Annotated in this window: 18 protein-coding genes; 9 read left to right on the forward strand and 9 right to left on the reverse strand. The window is 69.7% G+C overall.

All coding sequences use genetic code 11. The annotated features are described in order from the left end of the window. On the reverse strand, positions 1 to 293 hold a 293-nt coding region (locus ABZU43_RS19025; RefSeq protein WP_355007813.1), incomplete at its 3' end, for a glycogen/starch synthase. A gap of 315 nt (positions 294 to 608) precedes the next feature. On the opposite strand from ABZU43_RS19025, the gene glgX reads away from it, so the two are divergent. The 3 genes from glgX to treZ are packed head-to-tail and all read left to right on the forward strand — an operon-like array spanning position 609 to position 6,755. Then, on the forward strand, positions 609 to 2,726 hold the full coding sequence (gene glgX / locus ABZU43_RS19030) for a glycogen debranching protein GlgX (RefSeq protein WP_355007814.1): 2,118 nt from the start codon (positions 609 to 611) through the stop codon (positions 2,724 to 2,726). Between the two features lies 1 nt (position 2,727). Then, positions 2,728 to 5,034: a malto-oligosyltrehalose synthase gene (gene treY, locus ABZU43_RS19035; RefSeq protein WP_355007815.1), complete on the forward strand. Its 2,307-nt coding sequence runs from the start codon at positions 2,728 to 2,730 to the stop codon at positions 5,032 to 5,034. After that, positions 5,031 to 6,755 (forward strand): malto-oligosyltrehalose trehalohydrolase, encoded by a 1,725-nt coding sequence (gene treZ / locus ABZU43_RS19040; protein ID WP_355007816.1) that lies wholly within the window; start codon positions 5,031 to 5,033, stop codon positions 6,753 to 6,755. The genes treY and treZ overlap by 4 nt, the downstream gene beginning before the upstream one ends. 35 nt (positions 6,756 to 6,790) lie before the next feature. Here treZ and ABZU43_RS19045 read toward each other — a convergent pair whose 3' ends face one another. Further along, positions 6,791 to 7,855, reverse strand: a complete 1,065-nt coding sequence (locus tag ABZU43_RS19045) for a cobalamin-independent methionine synthase II family protein (RefSeq protein WP_355007817.1) — start codon at positions 7,853 to 7,855, stop codon at positions 6,791 to 6,793. 207 nt (positions 7,856 to 8,062) lie between these two features. Here ABZU43_RS19045 and ABZU43_RS19050 point away from each other — a divergent pair, with 207 nt between their 5' ends. The 3 genes from ABZU43_RS19050 (at position 8,063) to ABZU43_RS19060 (ending at position 10,788) form a co-directional block, all read left to right on the forward strand. Continuing rightward, complete coding sequence (locus tag ABZU43_RS19050) at positions 8,063 to 9,253, forward strand: helix-turn-helix domain-containing protein (RefSeq protein WP_355008025.1); 1,191 nt, start codon at positions 8,063 to 8,065, stop codon at positions 9,251 to 9,253. A gap of 124 nt (positions 9,254 to 9,377) precedes the next feature. Beyond that, positions 9,378 to 9,557, forward strand: coding sequence for a hypothetical protein (locus ABZU43_RS19055; RefSeq protein ID WP_355007818.1), 180 nt, complete (start codon positions 9,378 to 9,380; stop codon positions 9,555 to 9,557). Beyond that, the gene (locus ABZU43_RS19060) at positions 9,544 to 10,788 is read left to right on the forward strand and encodes a helix-turn-helix transcriptional regulator (RefSeq protein WP_355007819.1); all 1,245 of its coding nucleotides are present in this window, start codon (positions 9,544 to 9,546) and stop codon (positions 10,786 to 10,788) included. The genes ABZU43_RS19055 and ABZU43_RS19060 overlap by 14 nt, the downstream gene beginning before the upstream one ends. An 82-nt stretch (positions 10,789 to 10,870) precedes the next feature. Here ABZU43_RS19060 and ABZU43_RS19065 read toward each other — a convergent pair whose 3' ends face one another. Beyond that, positions 10,871 to 12,109 (reverse strand): DUF6357 family protein, encoded by a 1,239-nt coding sequence (locus ABZU43_RS19065; protein WP_355007820.1) that lies wholly within the window; start codon positions 12,107 to 12,109, stop codon positions 10,871 to 10,873. A 4-nt stretch (positions 12,110 to 12,113) separates the two neighbouring features. Then, complete coding sequence (locus ABZU43_RS19070) at positions 12,114 to 12,767, reverse strand: hypothetical protein (protein ID WP_355007821.1); 654 nt, start codon at positions 12,765 to 12,767, stop codon at positions 12,114 to 12,116. A gap of 140 nt (positions 12,768 to 12,907) precedes the next feature. On the opposite strand from ABZU43_RS19070, the gene ABZU43_RS19075 reads away from it, so the two are divergent. Then, a complete protein-coding gene (locus tag ABZU43_RS19075; protein WP_355007822.1) occupies positions 12,908 to 13,255 on the forward strand; it encodes a GlsB/YeaQ/YmgE family stress response membrane protein in 348 nt (115 codons plus the stop codon). Positions 13,256 to 13,330: 75 nt separating this feature from the next. Here the strand turns inward: ABZU43_RS19075 and ABZU43_RS19080 are convergent, their stop codons facing one another. After that, positions 13,331 to 14,152, reverse strand: a complete 822-nt coding sequence (locus ABZU43_RS19080) for a TetR/AcrR family transcriptional regulator (protein ID WP_355007823.1) — start codon at positions 14,150 to 14,152, stop codon at positions 13,331 to 13,333. Here ABZU43_RS19080 and ABZU43_RS19085 point away from each other — a divergent pair, their 5' ends adjacent. After that, positions 14,153 to 15,376 (forward strand): DUF418 domain-containing protein, encoded by a 1,224-nt coding sequence (locus ABZU43_RS19085; protein WP_355007824.1) that lies wholly within the window; start codon positions 14,153 to 14,155, stop codon positions 15,374 to 15,376. Positions 15,377 to 15,451: 75 nt separating this feature from the next. Here ABZU43_RS19085 and ABZU43_RS19090 read toward each other — a convergent pair whose 3' ends face one another. The 4 genes from ABZU43_RS19090 to ABZU43_RS19105 all read right to left on the reverse strand — a co-directional run bounded on the left by ABZU43_RS19090 (position 15,452) and on the right by ABZU43_RS19105 (position 17,763). Then, positions 15,452 to 15,643 carry a hypothetical protein gene (locus ABZU43_RS19090; RefSeq protein WP_355007825.1) on the reverse strand — a complete coding sequence of 64 codons (192 nt, stop codon included), beginning with the start codon at positions 15,641 to 15,643 and terminating at the stop codon, positions 15,452 to 15,454. A 42-nt stretch (positions 15,644 to 15,685) separates the two neighbouring features. After that, positions 15,686 to 15,868 carry a hypothetical protein gene (locus ABZU43_RS19095; RefSeq protein WP_355007826.1) on the reverse strand — a complete coding sequence of 61 codons (183 nt, stop codon included), beginning with the start codon at positions 15,866 to 15,868 and terminating at the stop codon, positions 15,686 to 15,688. A gap of 174 nt (positions 15,869 to 16,042) precedes the next feature. Continuing rightward, a complete protein-coding gene (locus ABZU43_RS19100) occupies positions 16,043 to 16,576 on the reverse strand; it encodes an RICIN domain-containing protein (protein ID WP_355007827.1) in 534 nt (177 codons plus the stop codon). A gap of 110 nt (positions 16,577 to 16,686) precedes the next feature. Beyond that, complete coding sequence (locus ABZU43_RS19105) at positions 16,687 to 17,763, reverse strand: glycoside hydrolase family 43 protein (protein ID WP_355007828.1); 1,077 nt, start codon at positions 17,761 to 17,763, stop codon at positions 16,687 to 16,689. Between the two features lie 134 nt (positions 17,764 to 17,897). Here ABZU43_RS19105 and ABZU43_RS19110 point away from each other — a divergent pair, with 134 nt between their 5' ends. Then, the gene (locus ABZU43_RS19110; protein WP_355007829.1) at positions 17,898 to 18,230 is read left to right on the forward strand and encodes a hypothetical protein; all 333 of its coding nucleotides are present in this window, start codon (positions 17,898 to 17,900) and stop codon (positions 18,228 to 18,230) included. Positions 18,231 to 18,277 lie beyond the last annotated feature (47 nt).

Here is an 18,277-nt window from a genome sequence, read left to right on the forward strand (position 1 = left end):
ACGGTGACTTCGTGGCCGGCGGCGGCGAGGGCGACGGAGAGGGCGTGCACGTGTCGGCCGAGGCCGCCGACGAGCACCGGCGGGTACTCCCAGGACAGCATGAGGATGCGACGGGTCTGCGGGGGCACCCCGGGGCCGGGCTGCGCCGGCACGACCGCGCCGGGCTGCGCGGACAGGCCGGACAGCGCGGGAAGACCGGGCTGGGTCGGGAGCTGGGGCCGGGAGGTCAGGGTGGGCCGGTGGGCCCGGTCCTTGGTGGCAGCGAGCTGCTCGTCGACCCGCAGGGTCGTCACATCAATCTCCGTCCGTGCATGGTGGTGCGCGCCGGCGTCGATGGCGGCGGAGCGAGAGGTGTAAGGGGTGGCCGAGGGCCTGGCGGGCACGCGCGAACGCTTGTCCCCGATCAAGGAAAGTCCATCCGGCCCGAGAACGCACCTCGAAAAGGGTCATCGTGACGGAGGACACCTGAGTGGTGTTGCACGCTCAGACGGGTGGTTTCCGGGCAGCGCCTGGAAGGATGGATTGGCGCGCCCGGGCCGGGGGCACTACCTGCTTGCGTGCGGGCGGTCTCGGCCGGTGCGCACATCACCATGGGTTGAAGGAGCGACATGCAGGTCTGGCCGGGCGAGCGGTATCCCCTTGGCGCCACCTACGACGGGATGGGCACCAACTTCGCCATCTTCTCCGAGGTGGCCGAGCGGATCGAGCTGTGCCTCTTCGACGAGTGGGACACCGGCGCGGAGCGCCGCGTCGAGCTGCGCGAGGTGGACGCGTACGTGTGGCACGCGTACCTGCCGGGCATCGAGCCGGGGCAGCGCTACGGCTACCGGGTGCACGGCCCGTACGACCCGGCGAACGGGCTGCGCTGCAACCCGCACAAGCTCCTGATCGACCCGTACGCCAAGGCCATCGACGGTGACGTCCAGTGGGACCCAGCGGTCTACGACTACGACATGGACTCCCCGGAGCGGATGTCGGAGACCGACTCGGCGCCGTTCATGCCGAAGTCGGTGGTGGTCAACCCGTACTTCGACTGGGGCAACGACAAGCCGCCGCGCACCCCTTACCACCACTCGGTGATCTACGAGGCGCACGTTCGCGGGCTGACCATGCGGCACCCGGACATCCCGGAGGAGCTGCGTGGCACGTACGCGGGCATCGCCTCCCCGCCGATGATCGACTACCTGACCCGGCTCGGGGTGACGGCGATCGAGCTGATGCCGGTGCACCAGTTCATCCACGACAACCGCCTCGACGACCTGGGGCTGCGCAACTACTGGGGTTACAACACCATCGGCTTCTTCGCCCCGCACCACGGCTACTCGGCGCTGGGCCGCCTCGGCCAGCAGGTGCAGGAGTTCCGGGGCATGGTCAAGGCGTTGCACGCGGCCGGCATCGAGGTCATCCTCGACGTGGTCTACAACCACACCGCCGAGGGCAACCACCTCGGGCCGACGTTGAGCTTCAAGGGCGTGGACGCGCCGAGCTACTACCGGCTCAGCGAGGAGGACCGGCGCTACTTCGTCGACTACACCGGCACCGGCAATAGCCTCAACGTGCGCAGCCCGCACTCGCTGCAACTGATCATGGATTCACTGCGCTACTGGGTGACCGAGATGCACGTCGACGGCTTCCGCTTCGACCTTGCCGCCACCCTGGCCCGCGAGTTCTACGAGGTGGACCGGCTCTCCACCTTCTTCGAGGTGGTCCAGCAGGACCCGGTGGTCAGCCAGGTGAAGCTCATCGCCGAACCGTGGGACGTCGGCCCCGGCGGCTACCAGGTGGGCAACTTCCCGCCACTGTGGACGGAGTGGAACGGCAAGTACCGCGACACCGTGCGGGACTTCTGGCGCGGTGAGCCGGCCACCCTCGCCGAGTTCGCGTCCCGCATCTCCGGCTCCGCCGACCTCTACCAGGACGACGGCCGCCGACCGTTCCACAGCATCAACTTCGTCACCGTGCACGACGGGTTCACCCTCAACGACCTGGTGTCGTACAACGACAAGCACAACGAGGCCAACGGCGAGGACAACCGGGACGGCGAGAGCCACAACCGTTCCTGGAACTGCGGGGTCGAGGGCGACACCGACGACGAGGCGGTCCTCGCGCTGCGGGCCAAGCAACGGCGCAACTTCCTGGCCACGGTGATGCTGTCGCAGGGCGTGCCCATGATCGGCCACGGTGACGAGTTGGGCCGCACCCAACACGGCAACAACAACGTCTACTGCCAGGACAGCGAGCTTTCCTGGGTCGACTGGGACAACGTCGACGAGCAGCTGCTGGAGTTCGTGCAGACGCTCACCGCGTTCCGGAAACGACACCAGGTGTTCCGGCGTCGCCGCTTCTTCACCGGCCTGCCGGTGAACGGGCGCGGCATCGACGAGCCGCTGCCCGACCTGGCCTGGCACACCCCGGACGGGCGCGAGATGACCGGCGAGGACTGGGGCAACGACTTCGGCCGTTCGGTGGCGCTCTTCGTCAACGGCGAGGGCATCCGCGAGCGCGGCCAGTACGGCCAGAAACACCACGACGCGTCGTTCCTGCTGTGCTTCAACGCCCACGACGCGCCACTGGACTTCACCATGCCCGGCAGTGAGTACGGCCAGAAGTGGGAACGGGTGATCAGCACCGCCGAACCCCAGCCGGACGACGCCACGGTGATCAGCGCGGGCGGCACCATCCGGGTGCCGGACCGGTCCCTCGTCGTGCTGGAGAGGATGATCTGACATGCCGGCCACCCCTCCCAAGGCCACCTACCGGATCCAGGTCCGCCCCGACTTCGACCTCGACGCCACCGCCGCGATCGTCGACTACCTGGACGACCTCGGCGTCAGCCACCTCTACAGCGCCCCGCTGCTGACCGCGACCCCCGGTTCGCAGCACGGCTACGACGTGGTCGACCACCGGGCGGTCAGCCCGGAGTTGGGCGGGGAGGCCGCCCGGCAGCGGCTGCTGGCCGCCCTGCGTGACAGAGGGCTCGGCCTGGTCGTCGACATCGTGCCCAACCACGCCGGGGTCGCCGTCCCGGCCGCCAACCCGGCCTGGTGGGACGTGCTGCGCCGGGGGCGCGACTCGTCGTACGCCGACTGGTTCGACATCGACTGGGACCGGGGCCGGCTGTTGCTGCCGGTGCTCGCCGACGACCCGGCCGCCCTGGACGACCTCAAGCTTGTCGACGGGGAGCTGCGCTACCACGAGCACCGCTTCCCGGTCGCCGACGGAACCGGCGACGGCGCCGCCCGGGAGGTCCACGACCGGCAGCACTACGAGCTGATCTCCTGGCGGCGCGGTGACGCCGAGCTGACGTACCGCCGGTTCTTCGCCATCGCGGGCCTGGCGGGCCTGCGCGTGGAGGACCCGGCGGTCTTCGCCGCCACCCACGAGCTGGTCCTGCGCTGGGCCGCCGCCGGGGAGGTCGACGGCATCCGCGTCGACCACCCCGACGGCCTGCGCGACCCGGCCGGGTACCTGGCCCGCCTGCGGGAGGCCGCGCCGGACGCCTGGCTCGTGGTGGAGAAGATCCTGGAGTACGGCGAGGAGCTGCCGGACTGGCCGGTGGACGGCACCACCGGCTACGACGCCCTGGCCATGGCCGGTGGGCTCTTCATCGACATCGACGCCGAGGGCGACTTCACAGTGCTGGACACTCACGTGACCGGCCGGCACACCTCCTGGGAGGACCTGACCCACGCCACCAAACTGGCCGCCGCCACCCGGCTGCTCGCCGCCGAGCTGACCCGGCTGGCCGCACTCGCCCCCGAGGTGCCGACCGAGCAGGCCCGCGCGGCGCTCGCCGAGCTGGCCGCCGCGTTCGCCGTCTACCGCGGCTACCCGCCGCACGGCGCCCGGCTGCTCGCCGCTGCCCGCTCCGAGGCCGGCCGCCGCCGCCCCGACCTGGCCGGCGCCCTCGACGCGGTCACCCGCCGGCTGCGCAACCCCGACGACGAGCTGGGCATGCGGTTCCCGCAGCTCACCGGGGCGGTGATGGCCAAGGGGGTGGAGGACACCGCCTTCTACCGGTGGACCCGGTTCGTGGCGCTCAACGAGGTCGGTGACAGCCCGGTCCGCTTCGGCGTGCCACCCGCGGAGTTCCACCGCTTCGCCACCGCCCAACAGGTCCGCTGGCCGGCCAGCATGACCACCCTCTCCACCCACGACACCAAACGTGGTGAGGACGTCCGCGCCCGCCTCGCCGTGCTCAGCGAACTGCCGGGCCGCTGGGCGGAGCAGGTCAAGAGCTGGATGGAGTACGCGCCGCTGCCCGACCCGGCGTTCGCCCACCTGCTCTGGCAGACCGCAGTGGGCGCGTGGCCGATCGAACGGGAGCGGCTGCACGCGTACGTCGAGAAGGCCGCCCGGGAGGCCGGGGCCTCGACCAGCTGGGCGGAACCGGACCCGGCCTTCGAGCAGGCGCTGCACGACGTCGTCGACAGGATGTACGACGACCCGAGCCTGCACGACGAGCTGACCGAACTCGCTGCCGCGATCACCCCGGCCGGCTGGTCCAACTCGTTGGGGCAGAAGCTCGTGCAGCTCACCATGCCCGGTGTGCCGGACACCTACCAGGGCACCGAGCTGTGGGACAACTCCCTGGTCGACCCCGACAACCGCCGCCCTGTCGACTTCGACGTACGCCGAGAGATGCTGGCACGCATCGACGGCGGCTGGCGCCCCCCGGTCGACACCGACGGAGCGGCGAAGCTGCTCGTCGTGTCGCGGACCCTGCGGTTGCGCCGCGCGCACCCGGAGCTGTTCACCACCTACCGGCCGCTCCCGGCGCAGGGGCCGGTGAGCCGGCACGCGGTGGCCTTCGACCGGGGCGGTGTGATCGCCGTGGCGACCCGACTGCCGCTCCGGTTGGCACGTGTCGGCGGGTGGTGTGACACAGCCCTGTCACTTCCCGTTCACGAGATGAAGGACCTGTTCACCGGGCGGGTCTACAGTGGCGGAGAGACGCCGCTGGACACCCTCCTGGCCGATTACCCCGTCGCTCTGCTGGCTCCTCCCACCGCTGCCGAGGAGGCCGTTTCATGACCGAATTCTCTGTCTGGGCTCCGGACGCCACCCGGGTGCGGCTGCGCCTGGCCGGCGACACCGACCACGAGATGCACACCGCCGCCGACGGCTGGTGGCAGGTCGACGTGCCCGACGCCGGCCCCGACTACTCCTTTCTGCTGAACGACGACGAAACCCCACTGCCCGACCCCCGGTCCCCGTGGCAACCTGCGGGAGTGCACGGGCCGAGCCGCCGCTACGACCACGCTGCCTACGCGTGGTCCGACAGCGCGTGGACGGGCCGGCAGCTGCCCGGCAGCATCCTCTACGAGCTGCACATCGGCACCTTCACCCCGGACGGCACCTTCGACGCGGCCATCGACCGCCTCGACCACCTCGTCTCCCTGGGCGTCGACCTGATCGAGCTGCTCCCGATCAACGCCTTCAACGGCGAACACAACTGGGGGTACGACGGCGTCTGCTGGTACGCCCCCCACGAGCCCTACGGCGGCCCCGACGGCCTGAAACGGTTCGTCGACGCCGCCCACGCTCGCGGGTTGGGGGTGATCCTCGACGTTGTCTACAACCATTTCGGGCCCTCCGGGGCCTACGCGCCGCAGTTCGGTCCGTACCTTGCCGAGCAGAGCAACAGTTGGGGCCGCTCGGTCAACCTGGACGGCCCGCACTCCGACGAGGTGCGCCGCTACATCATCGACAGCGTGCTCATGTGGCTGCGCGACTACCACGTCGACGGCCTACGCCTGGACGCCGTGCACGCGCTGCCGGACACCCGGGCGATCCCGCTGCTCGAAGAGCTGGCCATCGAGGTCGAGTCGCTGTCGACGCACCTCGGGCGACCGCTGTCGCTGATCGCCGAGTCGGACCTCAACGACCCGCGGCTGATCACGCCCCGGGAGGCGGGTGGGTTCGGCCTGCACGCCCAGTGGAACGACGACGCCCACCACGCGCTGCACACGTTGCTGACGGGGGAGCGGCAGGGCTACTACGGCGATTTTGGCGCTCTGGAGACGCTGTCGGACGTGCTGACGGGTGGGTTCTTTCACGCGGGGACCTGGTCGAGCTTCCGTAACCGGCACCACGGGCGGCCTGTTGATCCTCGGGTGCCTGGGCATCGGTTCGTGGCCTACCTACAGAACCACGACCAGATTGGGAACCGGGCTACCGGGGATCGGATCTCGGCTTCACTGTCGCCGTCGCTGCTGCGCGTTGGGGCTACGTTGCTGCTGACGGCGCCGTTCACCCCCATGTTGTTCATGGGGGAGGAGTGGGCTGCCTCTACGCCCTGGCAGTTCTTCACCTCACACCCGGAGCCGGAGTTGGCCACTGCGGTGCGGAACGGGCGGCGGCGGGAGTTCGCGTCGCACGGGTGGCCGGAAGGGGACGTGCCGGACCCGCAGGACCCGGAGACGTTCGTCCGGTCCCGGTTGGACTGGGCTGAGCTGGACAAGCCTGACCATGCGTCGATGCTGTCGTTCTATCAGCGGTTGATTGCTCTGCGGCGCTCGACTTCGGACCTGTCCGATCCTCGGATGCACGAGGTGTCCGTGCAGCACGGGGACCAGTTCCTGGTGATGCGGCGGGGGGACACGCTTGTGGTGGCGAACTTCGCTGGGCGGGGGCAGGGGGTGTCGCTGCCCGGGGTGGCTCGGCGAGTGCTGCTGGCCACCGGGGAGGGCGTCACGGTTATGCGGGACCGGATCCAGTTGCCGGCGGAGACGGCGGCGATCGTCGCGTTGTAGGCCGGGCGGGGGCGCCGACCGCCGCCGGCCCCGCCTCAGCCGGCCAGGTGCTCGGCGGCCAGGGCGGTTCCCTCGATCCGGGCGCGTACCTTGGCCCACGCCGTGTCCCGCGACGTGGACAGGTCGTCGGCGAACGGCGCGAACCCGCAGTCGTCGCACGTGCCCAGCCGGTCGGGCGAGATGTACTCAGCGGCTCGTAGTACGCGGTCGCGCACCTGGTCAGCGGTCTCCACCGCCGGGTCGACCGGGTCGGTCACGCCGACGAAGATCCGCTGGTGCGGTCGGGCGTGCTCAGCGATCGCCGCGAGCACCCGTTCCGGCTCGGATTCTCCGGCGAGCTGCACGTAGAAGACGCCGGCGTCGATCGCGAAGAGGCTCGGCAGCAGCTCGACGTAATCCACGTCGAGGCTGTGCGTGGAGTCCTGGTCGCCGCCGGGGCACGTGTGCACACCGATGCGCGCCCGCTCCTGCGGAGTGAACCGTTCGAGCACACGGTTGTTCAGGGCCACGAATGTCTCCAGCAGGCCCTTGGAGGGGTCGAGCTTGATCGAGAGACGGCCCTCGGTGAAGTCCAGCTGCACGGTCTGAGCGCCGGCGTCCAGCGCGCCGCGGATGTCGGCCTCCGCCTCGTCGACAAGGTCATCGAGGAACGCCTCTCGGGGGTACCCCTCGATGCCATGCTCGGGGTACAGCAGGCTGAGCGCGGACGGCGCGATGACCGCCTGCTTGACCGGCACTGTCGCGTGCTGTCGCGCGGCAATCAGGTACGCCTGCGATCGCGTCGCATAGCGGAACGGTCCCCTGGTGAGGCGGGGAAGCTGCCGCGTGTGGCCGTCGGCGAACGGGATGACAGCACCGTCGGGCGCCAGTGTGTCCAGACCCGACAGCGGGTACGTCGCGAAGCTCGACTTGCGCTGTTCGCCATCGGTGACCACGGGTGAGCCGAGCCGCTCAAGGGTGGCGATGGTGTCCCGTACAGCGGCGTCGTACTGCTCGTCCAGCGCGGCCTGCCCGACCCGTCCGGCGGCGTGATCGGCGATGGCGGCCAGCAGCGCCGGCGGCCGGGGAAAGCTTCCGATTGGCTCGCTCGGGAGAATCATGGCCGTCAAACTATTGATGGGCAACGGTTTCCGCAACCTCCGCCGTGCGCATTTCTCGCGGGCGTCGATGACTGACCGGACCCGTCGCGATGGTCGTCGAGGCAGTCGCCGCCGTCACGGGAACGCTCCGTCGGTGTACCGTCCGAACGTGCGGAGTGACAACGCGTGGCCGCTGCCATGCTCCTCTACCTGGAGGTTGGCGAAGGCATGGTGACGAAGCCGGAGACCATCGGAGCCAGGATCCGGTACTGGCGGATGCGCCGTGGCGGGATGACCCAGGCCGTCCTCGCGGGGCTCGCCGGCGTCACCCAGTCGTACGTGTCGCAGGTCGAGTCGGGGCGGAAGACCATCGACCGTCGTTCCACCCTGGTCGCACTCGCCGCTGCCCTCCAGGTCACCGTGGCCGACCTGCTCGGCCAGGGCACCGAGTCCGGCGACCCGGCCCGTGAGAGCGCCGCCGAGTGTGTGCCGGCCATCTGGTCAGCCCTGATCGAGATCGAGGACGGCGAACGCCGCCCGTCGACCTACACAGCGGAGCAACTGGCGGCCGAGATCGCCCGCGCCGATCAGCTCCGCAATTCGTGCAACTACCCGGCCATGGCTCGTATGCTGCCCAGTCTTCTACTTGAGGCCGCCGCTGTTGGCGGCACCGTGCTCGTCCAGGTGGCCTACCAAGCCGCCACCTGCCTGCGGAACCTCGGATACCGCCACCTTGCCCTCAACGCTGCCCGGCTCTCCGGGGCGGTCGCCGAACACGCCGAGGATCCAGCGTGGATCGCTGCATCTCGGTTCGCCTACGCGCAGAGCCTGCCGATCGAGTCGGCCGCTGTGGCGGCTCGCGCTGCTGACCGGTCTCTGACCGAACTTCAAGCCGACGCTGCCGACCCACGAGTCCGACAGATGCTCGGTCAGCTCCACCTCTCCGCTGCGTTGACCTCGGCAGTGAGTGGGCGACTGGACGTCACGCACGACCACCTCGCAGAGGCGGCCCGCGAGGCGGCAACCCTCGGAGACCCGACCGACGGCGCTGGCTTCAACGGCTGTGGGTTCGGACCAACGAACGTCGGACTGTGGGAGATGTCCATCGCCGCCGAGCAGGGCGATTCCGGCCGAGTTATCGAGCTGTCGAGGACGGTTCGACCGCAGGTGCTTGCAGCGTCGATCCGCCAGCAGTCCTACTGGCTCGACCTCGGCCGTGCCCTGGCGGACGGCGGTCGCCGTGACGTTGAGGCACTGGCTGCATTCGTGCAAGCCGAGCGGGCTGCGCCGATTCCGTTCGCCATCAACCCCCTCGCGCGAGATGCCGTAGTGACCCTGGCCCAGCGTGCCCAGCGGCGGGCCATCCCCGACGAGCTGCGCCTGCTCGCTGGCCGTATCGGCATCAACCTGGCCGCATAACTGCCAGTAATCATCGCATCACCAATCCACCCTACTGTCCGGTTTGGGACGTGACTACGTCCTGATGGTCCAGCGCGGCAACGGTCGACCCTGAGCTGCTGGGCCTAGACCGGAGGAGGCGGGGATGAGTGGTCGGGACGACAACGCTCCCGAGACCAACAGTGAGGCGGCCGAGCGGGAGGCTGCCAAACAGCGCCTCCTGGCACAGGCCGAGGCGGAGCGCGTACCCGTGGAGGACACGACCCGCGCGGTCGACACGACCCGCGCGGTCCCGGACCGGCGGTGGCGGCGTGACCAACGATGACCTCCCGATCGGTCGTCGGGTGGCCCGGTGGCGGGTGCGGCGGTCGATGACGCAGCAGATGCTCGCGGATCGGCTGCGCAGGTCGAAGAGTTGGGTGGACAAGATCGAGCGGGGTGCCCGCACCCTGGACCGGTACTCGGTGATCCAGGAGTTGGCCCACGTTCTGCGGGTCGACCCGGAGGTGCTGCTCGGCCAGCCGCGGAGCACTCCGGCAGGCACGCCGGACGGGGTGGACGAGATCCGGGCCGCGCTCGCCCGCTACGACATCCCGCAGGCTCCACCGCAGACGGACGAGCTGCGGAGGCAGGTAGGGCATGCCTGGTTGACCTACCAGCACGCGCACTACGGGCAGTTGACGCGGGTGGTGCCGGGTCTGCTCGACGCCGCCCAGGCTGCGCAGTCACGGGAGCTGCTGGTGCAGGCGTACCGGATCACCTCGTCGCTGCTGGTGAAGCTCGGCGAGGCCGACCTGGCCTGGCTGGCCGCCGACCGCGCGATGTCCACCGCCGGCGACGACCCGGCCCTCGCGGCAAGCGCAACCATCTCGGTAGCCCAGGCGCTCCGCGCGCAGAACCGCGACCGCCTTGCCCTGGCCGCGCTGCTCCCTGCCGCCAACCGCGTGCTCCCGCCGGCAACACAGCATGGTGATCAAGAAGTTTGCGGCGCTAGTGGAGATCAAAGTTGCCGCAAACCTCTTGATCACGGAGGCGGGAGCGGGGGCGAGGGGCAGGGCGAACACCGGGGGAGGGCGGTGGGTGGGACGTTGCTGGTTCAGGCGGCATTGGCCGCCGCTGGGTGCGGCGAGTACCGCCGCGCCGACGAGCTGACCCACCGGGCCGCAGGGATCGCCGGAAGCCTGAGGGGATACGACGACACGCACCGCACCAGCTTCGGGCAGGTCGCCGTCGAGCTGGCCCGGATTCTCGTGGCAACGCAACGGGGGGACGCTGCCGAGGCGTTACGAAGGCACTCGGCCGTGGTGCGACGGGAGGGGTGGCGGCGATTGCCGGCCGAGTACCGGGGTGCCTACCTGGTTGATGTCGCGCGGGCGTACCTGCAGATGGGTGACCTGCGCGGGGCGGCGCGGGCCCTGGTGGACGCGGACAGCGTCGCGCCGGCTGAGGTTCGGTGTCGGCCTCTGGCGCGTACCGTCATCGCCGATGTCGCCCGCGCGCAGCCGGCGTCGGCCGGCGTGGCGCGACTGGCCACGGTGGTCGGCCTCACCCGCTGACGGCCGCTCGACCCGGCATCGGCCTGGCGCCTCGGGTCAATGAAAGACGAGCTGGCAGCAGACCGTTGGGAGGGGCCTGGGACTACCGGGCTTTGCGCTGGCGACGCGCGCGCTCGAACTCGGCGGCATCCGACATCCACTGACCGTGCTGGTCGAGTGCGGCGCAGCCGCCCTGGACGAAGGCGCTCACCAGGTGCCGGTACCCACCCATCCCGTCGACCAGGCTGTACTCGACCTGGTACTGCGGATCCGACCCGGCTTCACCGGGCCGCACCGTCGTGATCCGGGCGATGCAGTCCGCGTAGAACTGCAGCTGGACCCCCTCGCCCATCTCCTCGTCCTCAATGGTGAACACCTCGTTGTCCCCGGCCGAGCGATCGGCGACGAACTCCCAGAACTCGGCGGACGCACCGCGGGGGCCGTCCCGTCGCCACTTCTTCTCGCCGCCCGTGTCGTCGGTGAAGGTCAGGGCCGCCTTCGTCGCACTCGCACCAGAGTCGTCGTCCTCCGGTGGCGTGCTCCTGGCGCGGTCCGCGGCCTCCGAGCACATCAGGAAGGTCACCGTCCGCACCGCGTCATCGACGAGCCCGGGGTACGCGCGGCGCACTGCTGCGTCGACGGTCGCCTCCATCCGCTTCCAGTCGCGCTTGTTAGTGGCCCGGTGTCCCCGCCGTGGGTCGAGACCGATCCGCATCCCGGCGCACGCCTGCTCGGCGGTGGCGATCACCCGCATGACCTGGGGCAGCAGCGCGGGGTCGACGGCATCGGGGTTCCGCCGGGGAATTGTCGCGCCGTGCAGGTACTGGCCCGTGTACTTCAGGGTCTGCGCGTCGAGTGGCCCGAGGACCGCTCCCCGCTCGGTGCGGCGGCGGTCCGCGTGATGCTCCTGGGCACGCTTCTCGTCCGCCGCCTCCGTCGCCGTGCGCATCGCCTCGCAGACCTGACCGCGCTCCAGGAGACGGATGGTGGCACCGTGGGCGACGAGCCGGCCCCGGTCCCAGGGGATGCGCCGAAACAGCGCGTCGACGTCTGCGGGCGGGGAGAGCAGGATCGGGTCCAAGAGTAAGACGGCAGCGTTTTCGTCGAGCTGGCCCCGGGTCCCGGCGGCCTCGCACAGCGGTAGGACCGCACTCCACAGCAGTAGGTGTCGGGCCAGGTCTTCCCGGATCACCGCGACATGAGCTTCGGAGATCGGAATCGTGAACGTGCGGGGCTCGTGGTTGGCGTCGGCTCCGGCGCCGAGCATCAGCTTCAGCTCGCCGTCCTCGCGGATGACGGTCGGGATCCAGCCGCTGCTCCGGGTGAAAACGATGTCTCTCATCTCGTCACGCCCACTGTTCAGATTCGGCGTCGAGGCGTGGGTCGGAGCGCACCCAGACTTCGCCCGCGGCAGCCTCGGCCGGGGCGTCGACCCGTTCGAGACCGAGGAACTCGATCAACTGGAGCAGTTCGGCTCGGTCGGCCCGATCATCGTCGATGTCCTTGGAGTCGAAGAAGATGTAGTAGCTGTCGGTCGGGTCGACGTAGCCGGAATCCGCCCAGATCCGGCCCACTTCTTCGATCGCCGCTGCCTCCGTCGTGATCGTGGCGGCGCGCGCGGCACCGCGCGCCTCCGGTGACGCGTCGAGGTCGGAGAGGTCGGCAAGCCACTGGCCGAAGTGGTCGAGGCCGGCGTACCCGTTCTCGAAGAACAGCATCGCGCTGGGCAGGTAGCGGTTGGGCCTGTCGACCCGGAGGTGTTCCGACCGAGGATGGTCCGCCTCCGTGATCCGGGAGATCACCCCCAGGCTGGGCATGAGCACCAGGCGCTGCCTCGCCGGCTCGTCGGTGATGGTGTACGTGTCGGACTCTCGGCCCCGGAAGAACGCGGAGAACGCCACGTACGCCTCCTGCGGGTCGCCCACCGAGACGTGGTGATCGTTGCCGTCACCGCCAGCGAAGACGAACTGCTTCGGGCCGGGCTGGTAGGGGCGGGCCATGAGTGTCCTTCGTTCAGGGGTGAAAGCTCCGCCAGCGTAGTGGGTCGGGGTGACATGCCCGCGGCCCTGATCGGGGCGGGGTTTCCGGCAACGTGAGATCCGGGCATGTATCTCGGCACTGCTGGAGGGGAGATACAGCAATGCTGGTAAGTGGTTATCTCGGCGCGGTGCTCATCGGCGCCCTCGTCGGCCTGCTCGGACGACTCATCCTGCCGGGGAGGCAGCGGATCGGCGTCTTCGCCACGTTCGTCATCGGCGTCGGCTCGGCGGTGCTGGGCACAGTGGTCGCCAGGGCGCTCAACATCGACGACGGGGCCAACGTGCAGGTGTGGGTGCTGCGCTGGGACTGGGTCGTGCTCGCGATCCAGGTCGGCCTTGCGATCATCGCCGTGGCGTTGGCGAACATGCTCACCTTCACCCGCCTCGCAGGCGGTGATGACACCCCCCGGCGCCGGACCCGTCGCAGCAAGGCCAAGCGGGAATCCTGATCGGCGGCAGCGTCAGTCGGCCGTACGACGGCCAGCGGCGGGACGAGGCTGTGGACAGTGGCGAGCTGTCGACGCTCAGCGGGTGCCCCGCGCGATCGCGGCCTCGACGCCGTCGAGGATCAGGTTGAGGCCGAAGACGAAGTCCTGCTCCTCTGGATCCTCGCCCGGTTCGCTCTCGAACGCGCCCGCCGCGAACAGTGGCGCGGCCTCGGGGAAGCGCTCCGGGTGGACGAGCGCGGCGAGGGCGAGGCCGTAGTTCTGCTCGACGTCCGACTGGCTGAGCCCGGTGCCGCTGCGGCCCGCCGCCATCTGCCGGCTCTGCAGGATCGCGTTGCGCACATAACCGCTGACGACGACGAGGATGCCTGCCTTCGTCCTCGGATCCAGACCAGTGTCGTGCAGGACCCGCAGGAACGTGTCCATCCAGCCGATGGCATTCGGCCCTCGGGGCGGGCCCGCGATCGGAACCTCCACGAGCCACGGGTGCTCGGCGTACCGGGTCCGGATCGCCGCTGCCCAGCGATGCACGCCGTCACGCCAGCCGTCCGCGTCCAACCTGGGGGCGGACCCGGTGGCGTGGTCGGCCATCAGTTCGACGAGTTCCTCCTTCGAGCCCACGTGCCGATACAGCGACATCTTGGTGAAGCCGAGAGTCTGCGCGACCTTCTGCAGGGTCACCCCGTCCAGGCCTTCGTGGTCCGCCAGGTCCACCGCGGCGCCGACGACCCGCTCGACGTCGAGTTCGGCGGGCCGGCCGCGGCGTGCGGACGTCGGCAGTCGCCAGAGACGCGCGAGGTCGGCAGGCACGTCGCCGGCCGTTGACGGCGCATTGTGTCCCATGGATAGTATCTCCCGTATATTAAATGCTGTCGTCGGCCCGGACGGAAGAAGAAGCATATGGACGTGTCAGCGGGCACCATCGGCGCCACGGCGAGCCGGGCACCCGCCGGCCAGCGCCTCCACGACATCGACGCGCTGCGGGGGTTCGCGCTGCTCGGGATCTTCGTCGTGAACATCACCTTCATGGCCTCCGGCTACCCGGGCAACCTGATCACGGACCCGGCGTTCTCGTCGGTCCTCGACGACGTGGCGCGGTGCCTGTCCGCGGTGTTCGTCGACATGAAGTTCTACATCCTCTTCTCGTTCCTGTTCGGGTACAGCTTCACGCTGCAGATGGAGGCGGCTGGGCGCGCGGGGGCCGCGTTCGGGCCGCGGATGCTGCGCCGGATCGCCGGCCTCTTCATCCTCGGTGCCCTGCACACCGCGCTCCTGTACGGCGGCGACATCCTGATGACCTACGCGGTGGTCTGCGTGGTCCTGCTCGGGATGCGCCGGGTCCGCGACCGGACGGCGTTGCGCGTCGCAAGCGTGCTCTACGGGATCGTGCTGCTGAGCCTGCTGGCCAGCGGGCTCCTCGCAGACTCCTCCGCGTTCCTGCCGACCCGAGCCGAGGCACTGGCCAACGCCGAGAAGGCGACGGCCGCGATGCTCGGCGGATGGGGTGACGTCATTGGCCACCACCTCTCCGGGCTTCCCTTCCTGGTGCTCCAGTCCGCGACGTTCCAGGGGCCGACGGCGCTGGCGATGTTCCTGCTCGGCATGGTCGCCGGCCGGCGGCGACTGCTCGCCGGTGTCAGCGGTCACGAGCCGGTGCTGCGGTGGATCCAGTGGGTCGGCTTCCCCGTGGGGATCGCGGGCGGTCTGGTGTACGCGCTCGGCGGCGGCAACGGCCAGCCGCTGGCCGTGGGCGTGAGCGCGGCGACCGCGCCGCTGCTGACGGCTGCGTACGTGGCCACGCTGCTGCGGATGATGCACAGCCAGCGGTTCGGGTTCGTGCGCTCGGCCCTGGCACCGGCGGGGCGGATCGCACTCACCAACTATCTGGGGCAATCGCTGCTGGGGCTGCTCATCTTCAGCGGGATCGGGCTTGGCCTGGCCGGGAGCGTGTCGCCGGTGGGGACGACCGGGCTCGCGCTGCTGATCTACGCGGCGCAGCTCGCGGTGAGCGCGTGGTGGCTGCGCCATAACCGGTACGGGCCGGCCGAGTGGGCGCTACGACGGGTGACGAACGGGAAGGCGCCAGAGACCGGCGCGATCTCCAGCGGGCGACATCGACGCTGATGAGCGACCCGCCCGGGTCCGGGGACGATGCCTCCTCCGCGCGGGGATCCGCCTGGCTGTCGACCTCGCGCGGTGTCAGCCTTCAGAACGTCGTCGTCGTTCTCTCAGCACGAAGCCGACGGCAATGAGAAGCAGGCCGGCCGCGATCAAAGCGCCACTCAGATACCGAAGCGCTGGTGATATCTCCGGCCAGGTGAATCTCGCCACCATGACCATCGCGAAGAACGCGAGTACGACCAGTGCAAGCGTTGCCTGTCGACGCAGCATCGTGTGTCCCCCCTCTTCTCCCTGTGCATTCCGCCGGCTGCGTCAATCCCGCTGTCGCCGCTGGCGCAGCAGGTGCGCGAGCAGGGCAATCATTGCCAGGATGATGATGCCGGCCGACGTGGCGACGAAGGCGTCCGGATGGCGCTCACCGATGGTGTCGGCGAGCACGAATCCGATGATGGTGCCGAGGATGACGAGGAGAATGCCGAGAGGCGGCTTCTTCACTGGGCTCACTCCTCTGTGGCACGTGGGCTTGACCTCTTCGGTAGTGCTCGAAGTTGTGCGCGGCCAAACCTCCGGCAGGTGTCCGTGTCGACAGTCGATCTCTCGGCACACCGGCCGGAAACGCGGAACCGCGGCGGGACCGGGAGAGGTCCCGCCGCGGCCGAAGAGCGTTGCCTAGACGAGGTCCCAGGTGAAGGCCTGGTTCTCTGACGTCGTGTAGCAGGTGAACTGCATCATGTCGGCGCCGTTCAACCTCGAGTTGGCCTCCACCGCCATGCACTTGCCGGTGCCCCGGTTCTTCAGCTGGTAGTAGTCAGCACCCCCGGAGGTGAAGAGCTTGATCGGCAGCCACTGGTCGTTGAGGCGGGCGTCGCCGCACACCTGCGTGACGATCTTCGCCCGCTCGGTGGTCACCGCGCCGCGGACGGCCATGCACCGTCCACCGTTGTTGTAGGAGATGCGGTAGTAGCCCGAGCTGGTCGTGGTGAAGGTCCAGTCGCGGTCCGGTCCGCTCTCGCAGAGATGCTGGTCGACGACCACATTGAGCCCCGACGAGTAGGCCTCGGGCGACAGGCAGAAGTCGTTCGTGAAGGGCTGGATCCGCCAGGGGCCGGAGGAGGCAGCCGCCGCCGGGCTGCTGGTGCCGACCAGCATCGCCGCGATCATGGTGAGCACCGCCATGAGGCCGGTCATCGTCTTGCGCTTCATCTAAAGCCCTTCATCGTCCACAGTGGAGAGACGCCAAGGCTAGACGACCATCATCGATGCACGCCAATCGGGACGGGACGGTCGGCGAAGGGCCGGGTCGTACGTTCGGATCATTCGAAGAACTTGATGCTGAACCCGGTGTCGGCCGTCGGGCCGGGTACGTTGGCGCGGCGGTAGGTGGTGTTGCCCCACCAGCAGAAGGTGCCGGTGTACCAGTGCCGGTTCGCCCAGGAGTACGCGGTGCCCTTGGGCACCCCGTGGTACATCAGCGGGAACCTCGGCCCGGCGGGCGGGCTCGTCGCGATGTCGCCGTTGAGCAGCACGAAGCTGTGGTGGCCAGGTCCGTTCACGTGCAGGGTGGGGTCCCAGCCGGCCATCATGGTGGCCCGGTTCGAGCCGAACAGGCAGCCGTTCGACTTGTACCAGTCCCACACGTACGTCGGGTCGCCGCCGGCGCGCAGCCGCAGGTCGGCGAGGCAGTACTGGTCGCTCCAACTGCCGTTGGCCGAGTAGACGATGTGCAGCTGCCCGTTGGGGTCCCGGATCGCCTCGGGGGACTCGTTGATGAAGGGGTTGCCGACGACGCGCTCCCAGCTCTCGCGCGGCTGGGAGATGACGTACCGGCCACCGGTCGGGGTGAGCGGGTCGCTCATCCGGCTGAGGTAGATGTTCTGCTCGACGTTGGTGTCCCCGGCCCAACCGGACCAGACGAACCACCGCTGCCCGTTGAAGGTGAACAGGCTGCCGTCGATGGCCCACCTGCCGTCGGGCAGTGCGAGCTGCCGTTCGGCCGTGTAGCCGCTGGCCGGTGACGCCGAGTGGATCGCGTACATCCGGTGGGCGGCGCCGCGCCCGGCCGAGAAGTAGATGTAGTAGCGCCCGCCATCGGTGACGATCTCCGGGGCCCAGACCTCACCGAGGTTGCGGCTGTCCGTCCAGACCTGCCGCGCGGACGCGGCGGCCAGCGCGTCGGGGGAGGCCGCCTGCCGCACGGCGATCCCGCCGTTGACCGACTGGACGGAGATGTAGGTGCCACCGACGCGGATCACGCTCGGGTCGGCAGCGCGCAGGCCGGTCTGCCCGGCCGCCGCCGGTGCGACGCCGACCAGGGACAGGCCGGTGGCGAGCACGACGGCCAGCAGGATGGAGAGGAATCGCGGAAGGGTTCGGCTATCGACGTTCACCATCGGAACACCTCTCCTCGAACGGAGCTGGCGGTAACAATCGACACCCATAGATTAGGGCAGGAGGGGCGCTGCCACAGTGTTCCCCGCGAGCCGGCTCGGCGCTCGCGGGCGCGGGTGCGCTAGCGTCTGGCCTCATGGAACCCGTGGACGTGGTCCTGGCCGTCGTGTGCGCCGCGGCCAACCTAGCCATGGCCACCGTGCTGCTCGTCAGAAGCCGCGGGGGCGTGGCCGTGCCCCGGATCTTCGGCCGCCAGCAGCCCCTGCCACGCCTGCGGGCCGCGATGCATGCCTGTCTGGGGCTGGGACTGGGCGTCGGCATGCTCGTCAAGGACGCCTTTCCGCCGGATTCCACCGGCGACGCGGTGGTGTTCCACGTGGTAAGGATCTTGCTGGTGGCTGGCTTGGTCACCGCCCTGCTGAGCGCCTTCCGGTACCCGCGATCCCTCTCTGGCAAGGCCGCCAGCTAGAGCCGATGTGCTCCCGGGTCAAACCTCCGACAGGTGTGGCGCGGACC

Source organism: Micromonospora sp. NPDC005205, from assembly GCF_040608275.1.
Taxonomy (GTDB): domain Bacteria; phylum Actinomycetota; class Actinomycetes; order Mycobacteriales; family Micromonosporaceae; genus Micromonospora.

What these genes read in the sequence shown, in the direction of transcription:
- ABZU43_RS19100 (WP_355007827.1), bottom strand. Translation starts at nt 16,576, where the DNA reads ATGAAGCGCAAGACGATGACCGGCCTCATGGCGGTGCTCACCATGATC.
- glgX (WP_355007814.1), top strand. Translation starts at nt 609, where the DNA reads ATGCAGGTCTGGCCGGGCGAGCGGTATCCCCTTGGCGCCACCTACGAC.
- ABZU43_RS19090 (WP_355007825.1), bottom strand. Translation starts at nt 15,643, where the DNA reads ATGCTGCGTCGACAGGCAACGCTTGCACTGGTCGTACTCGCGTTCTTC.
- ABZU43_RS19085 (WP_355007824.1), top strand. Translation starts at nt 14,153, where the DNA reads ATGGACGTGTCAGCGGGCACCATCGGCGCCACGGCGAGCCGGGCACCC.
- treZ (WP_355007816.1), top strand. Translation starts at nt 5,031, where the DNA reads ATGACCGAATTCTCTGTCTGGGCTCCGGACGCCACCCGGGTGCGGCTG.
- ABZU43_RS19070 (WP_355007821.1), bottom strand. Translation starts at nt 12,767, where the DNA reads ATGGCCCGCCCCTACCAGCCCGGCCCGAAGCAGTTCGTCTTCGCTGGC.
- ABZU43_RS19075 (WP_355007822.1), top strand. Translation starts at nt 12,908, where the DNA reads ATGCTGGTAAGTGGTTATCTCGGCGCGGTGCTCATCGGCGCCCTCGTC.
- ABZU43_RS19045 (WP_355007817.1), bottom strand. Translation starts at nt 7,855, where the DNA reads ATGATTCTCCCGAGCGAGCCAATCGGAAGCTTTCCCCGGCCGCCGGCG.
- ABZU43_RS19065 (WP_355007820.1), bottom strand. Translation starts at nt 12,109, where the DNA reads ATGAGAGACATCGTTTTCACCCGGAGCAGCGGCTGGATCCCGACCGTC.
- ABZU43_RS19110 (WP_355007829.1), top strand. Translation starts at nt 17,898, where the DNA reads ATGGAACCCGTGGACGTGGTCCTGGCCGTCGTGTGCGCCGCGGCCAAC.
- ABZU43_RS19050 (WP_355008025.1), top strand. Translation starts at nt 8,063, where the DNA reads ATGGTGACGAAGCCGGAGACCATCGGAGCCAGGATCCGGTACTGGCGG.
- ABZU43_RS19105 (WP_355007828.1), bottom strand. Translation starts at nt 17,763, where the DNA reads ATGGTGAACGTCGATAGCCGAACCCTTCCGCGATTCCTCTCCATCCTG.
- ABZU43_RS19080 (WP_355007823.1), bottom strand. Translation starts at nt 14,152, where the DNA reads ATGCTTCTTCTTCCGTCCGGGCCGACGACAGCATTTAATATACGGGAG.
- treY (WP_355007815.1), top strand. Translation starts at nt 2,728, where the DNA reads ATGCCGGCCACCCCTCCCAAGGCCACCTACCGGATCCAGGTCCGCCCC.
- ABZU43_RS19055 (WP_355007818.1), top strand. Translation starts at nt 9,378, where the DNA reads ATGAGTGGTCGGGACGACAACGCTCCCGAGACCAACAGTGAGGCGGCC.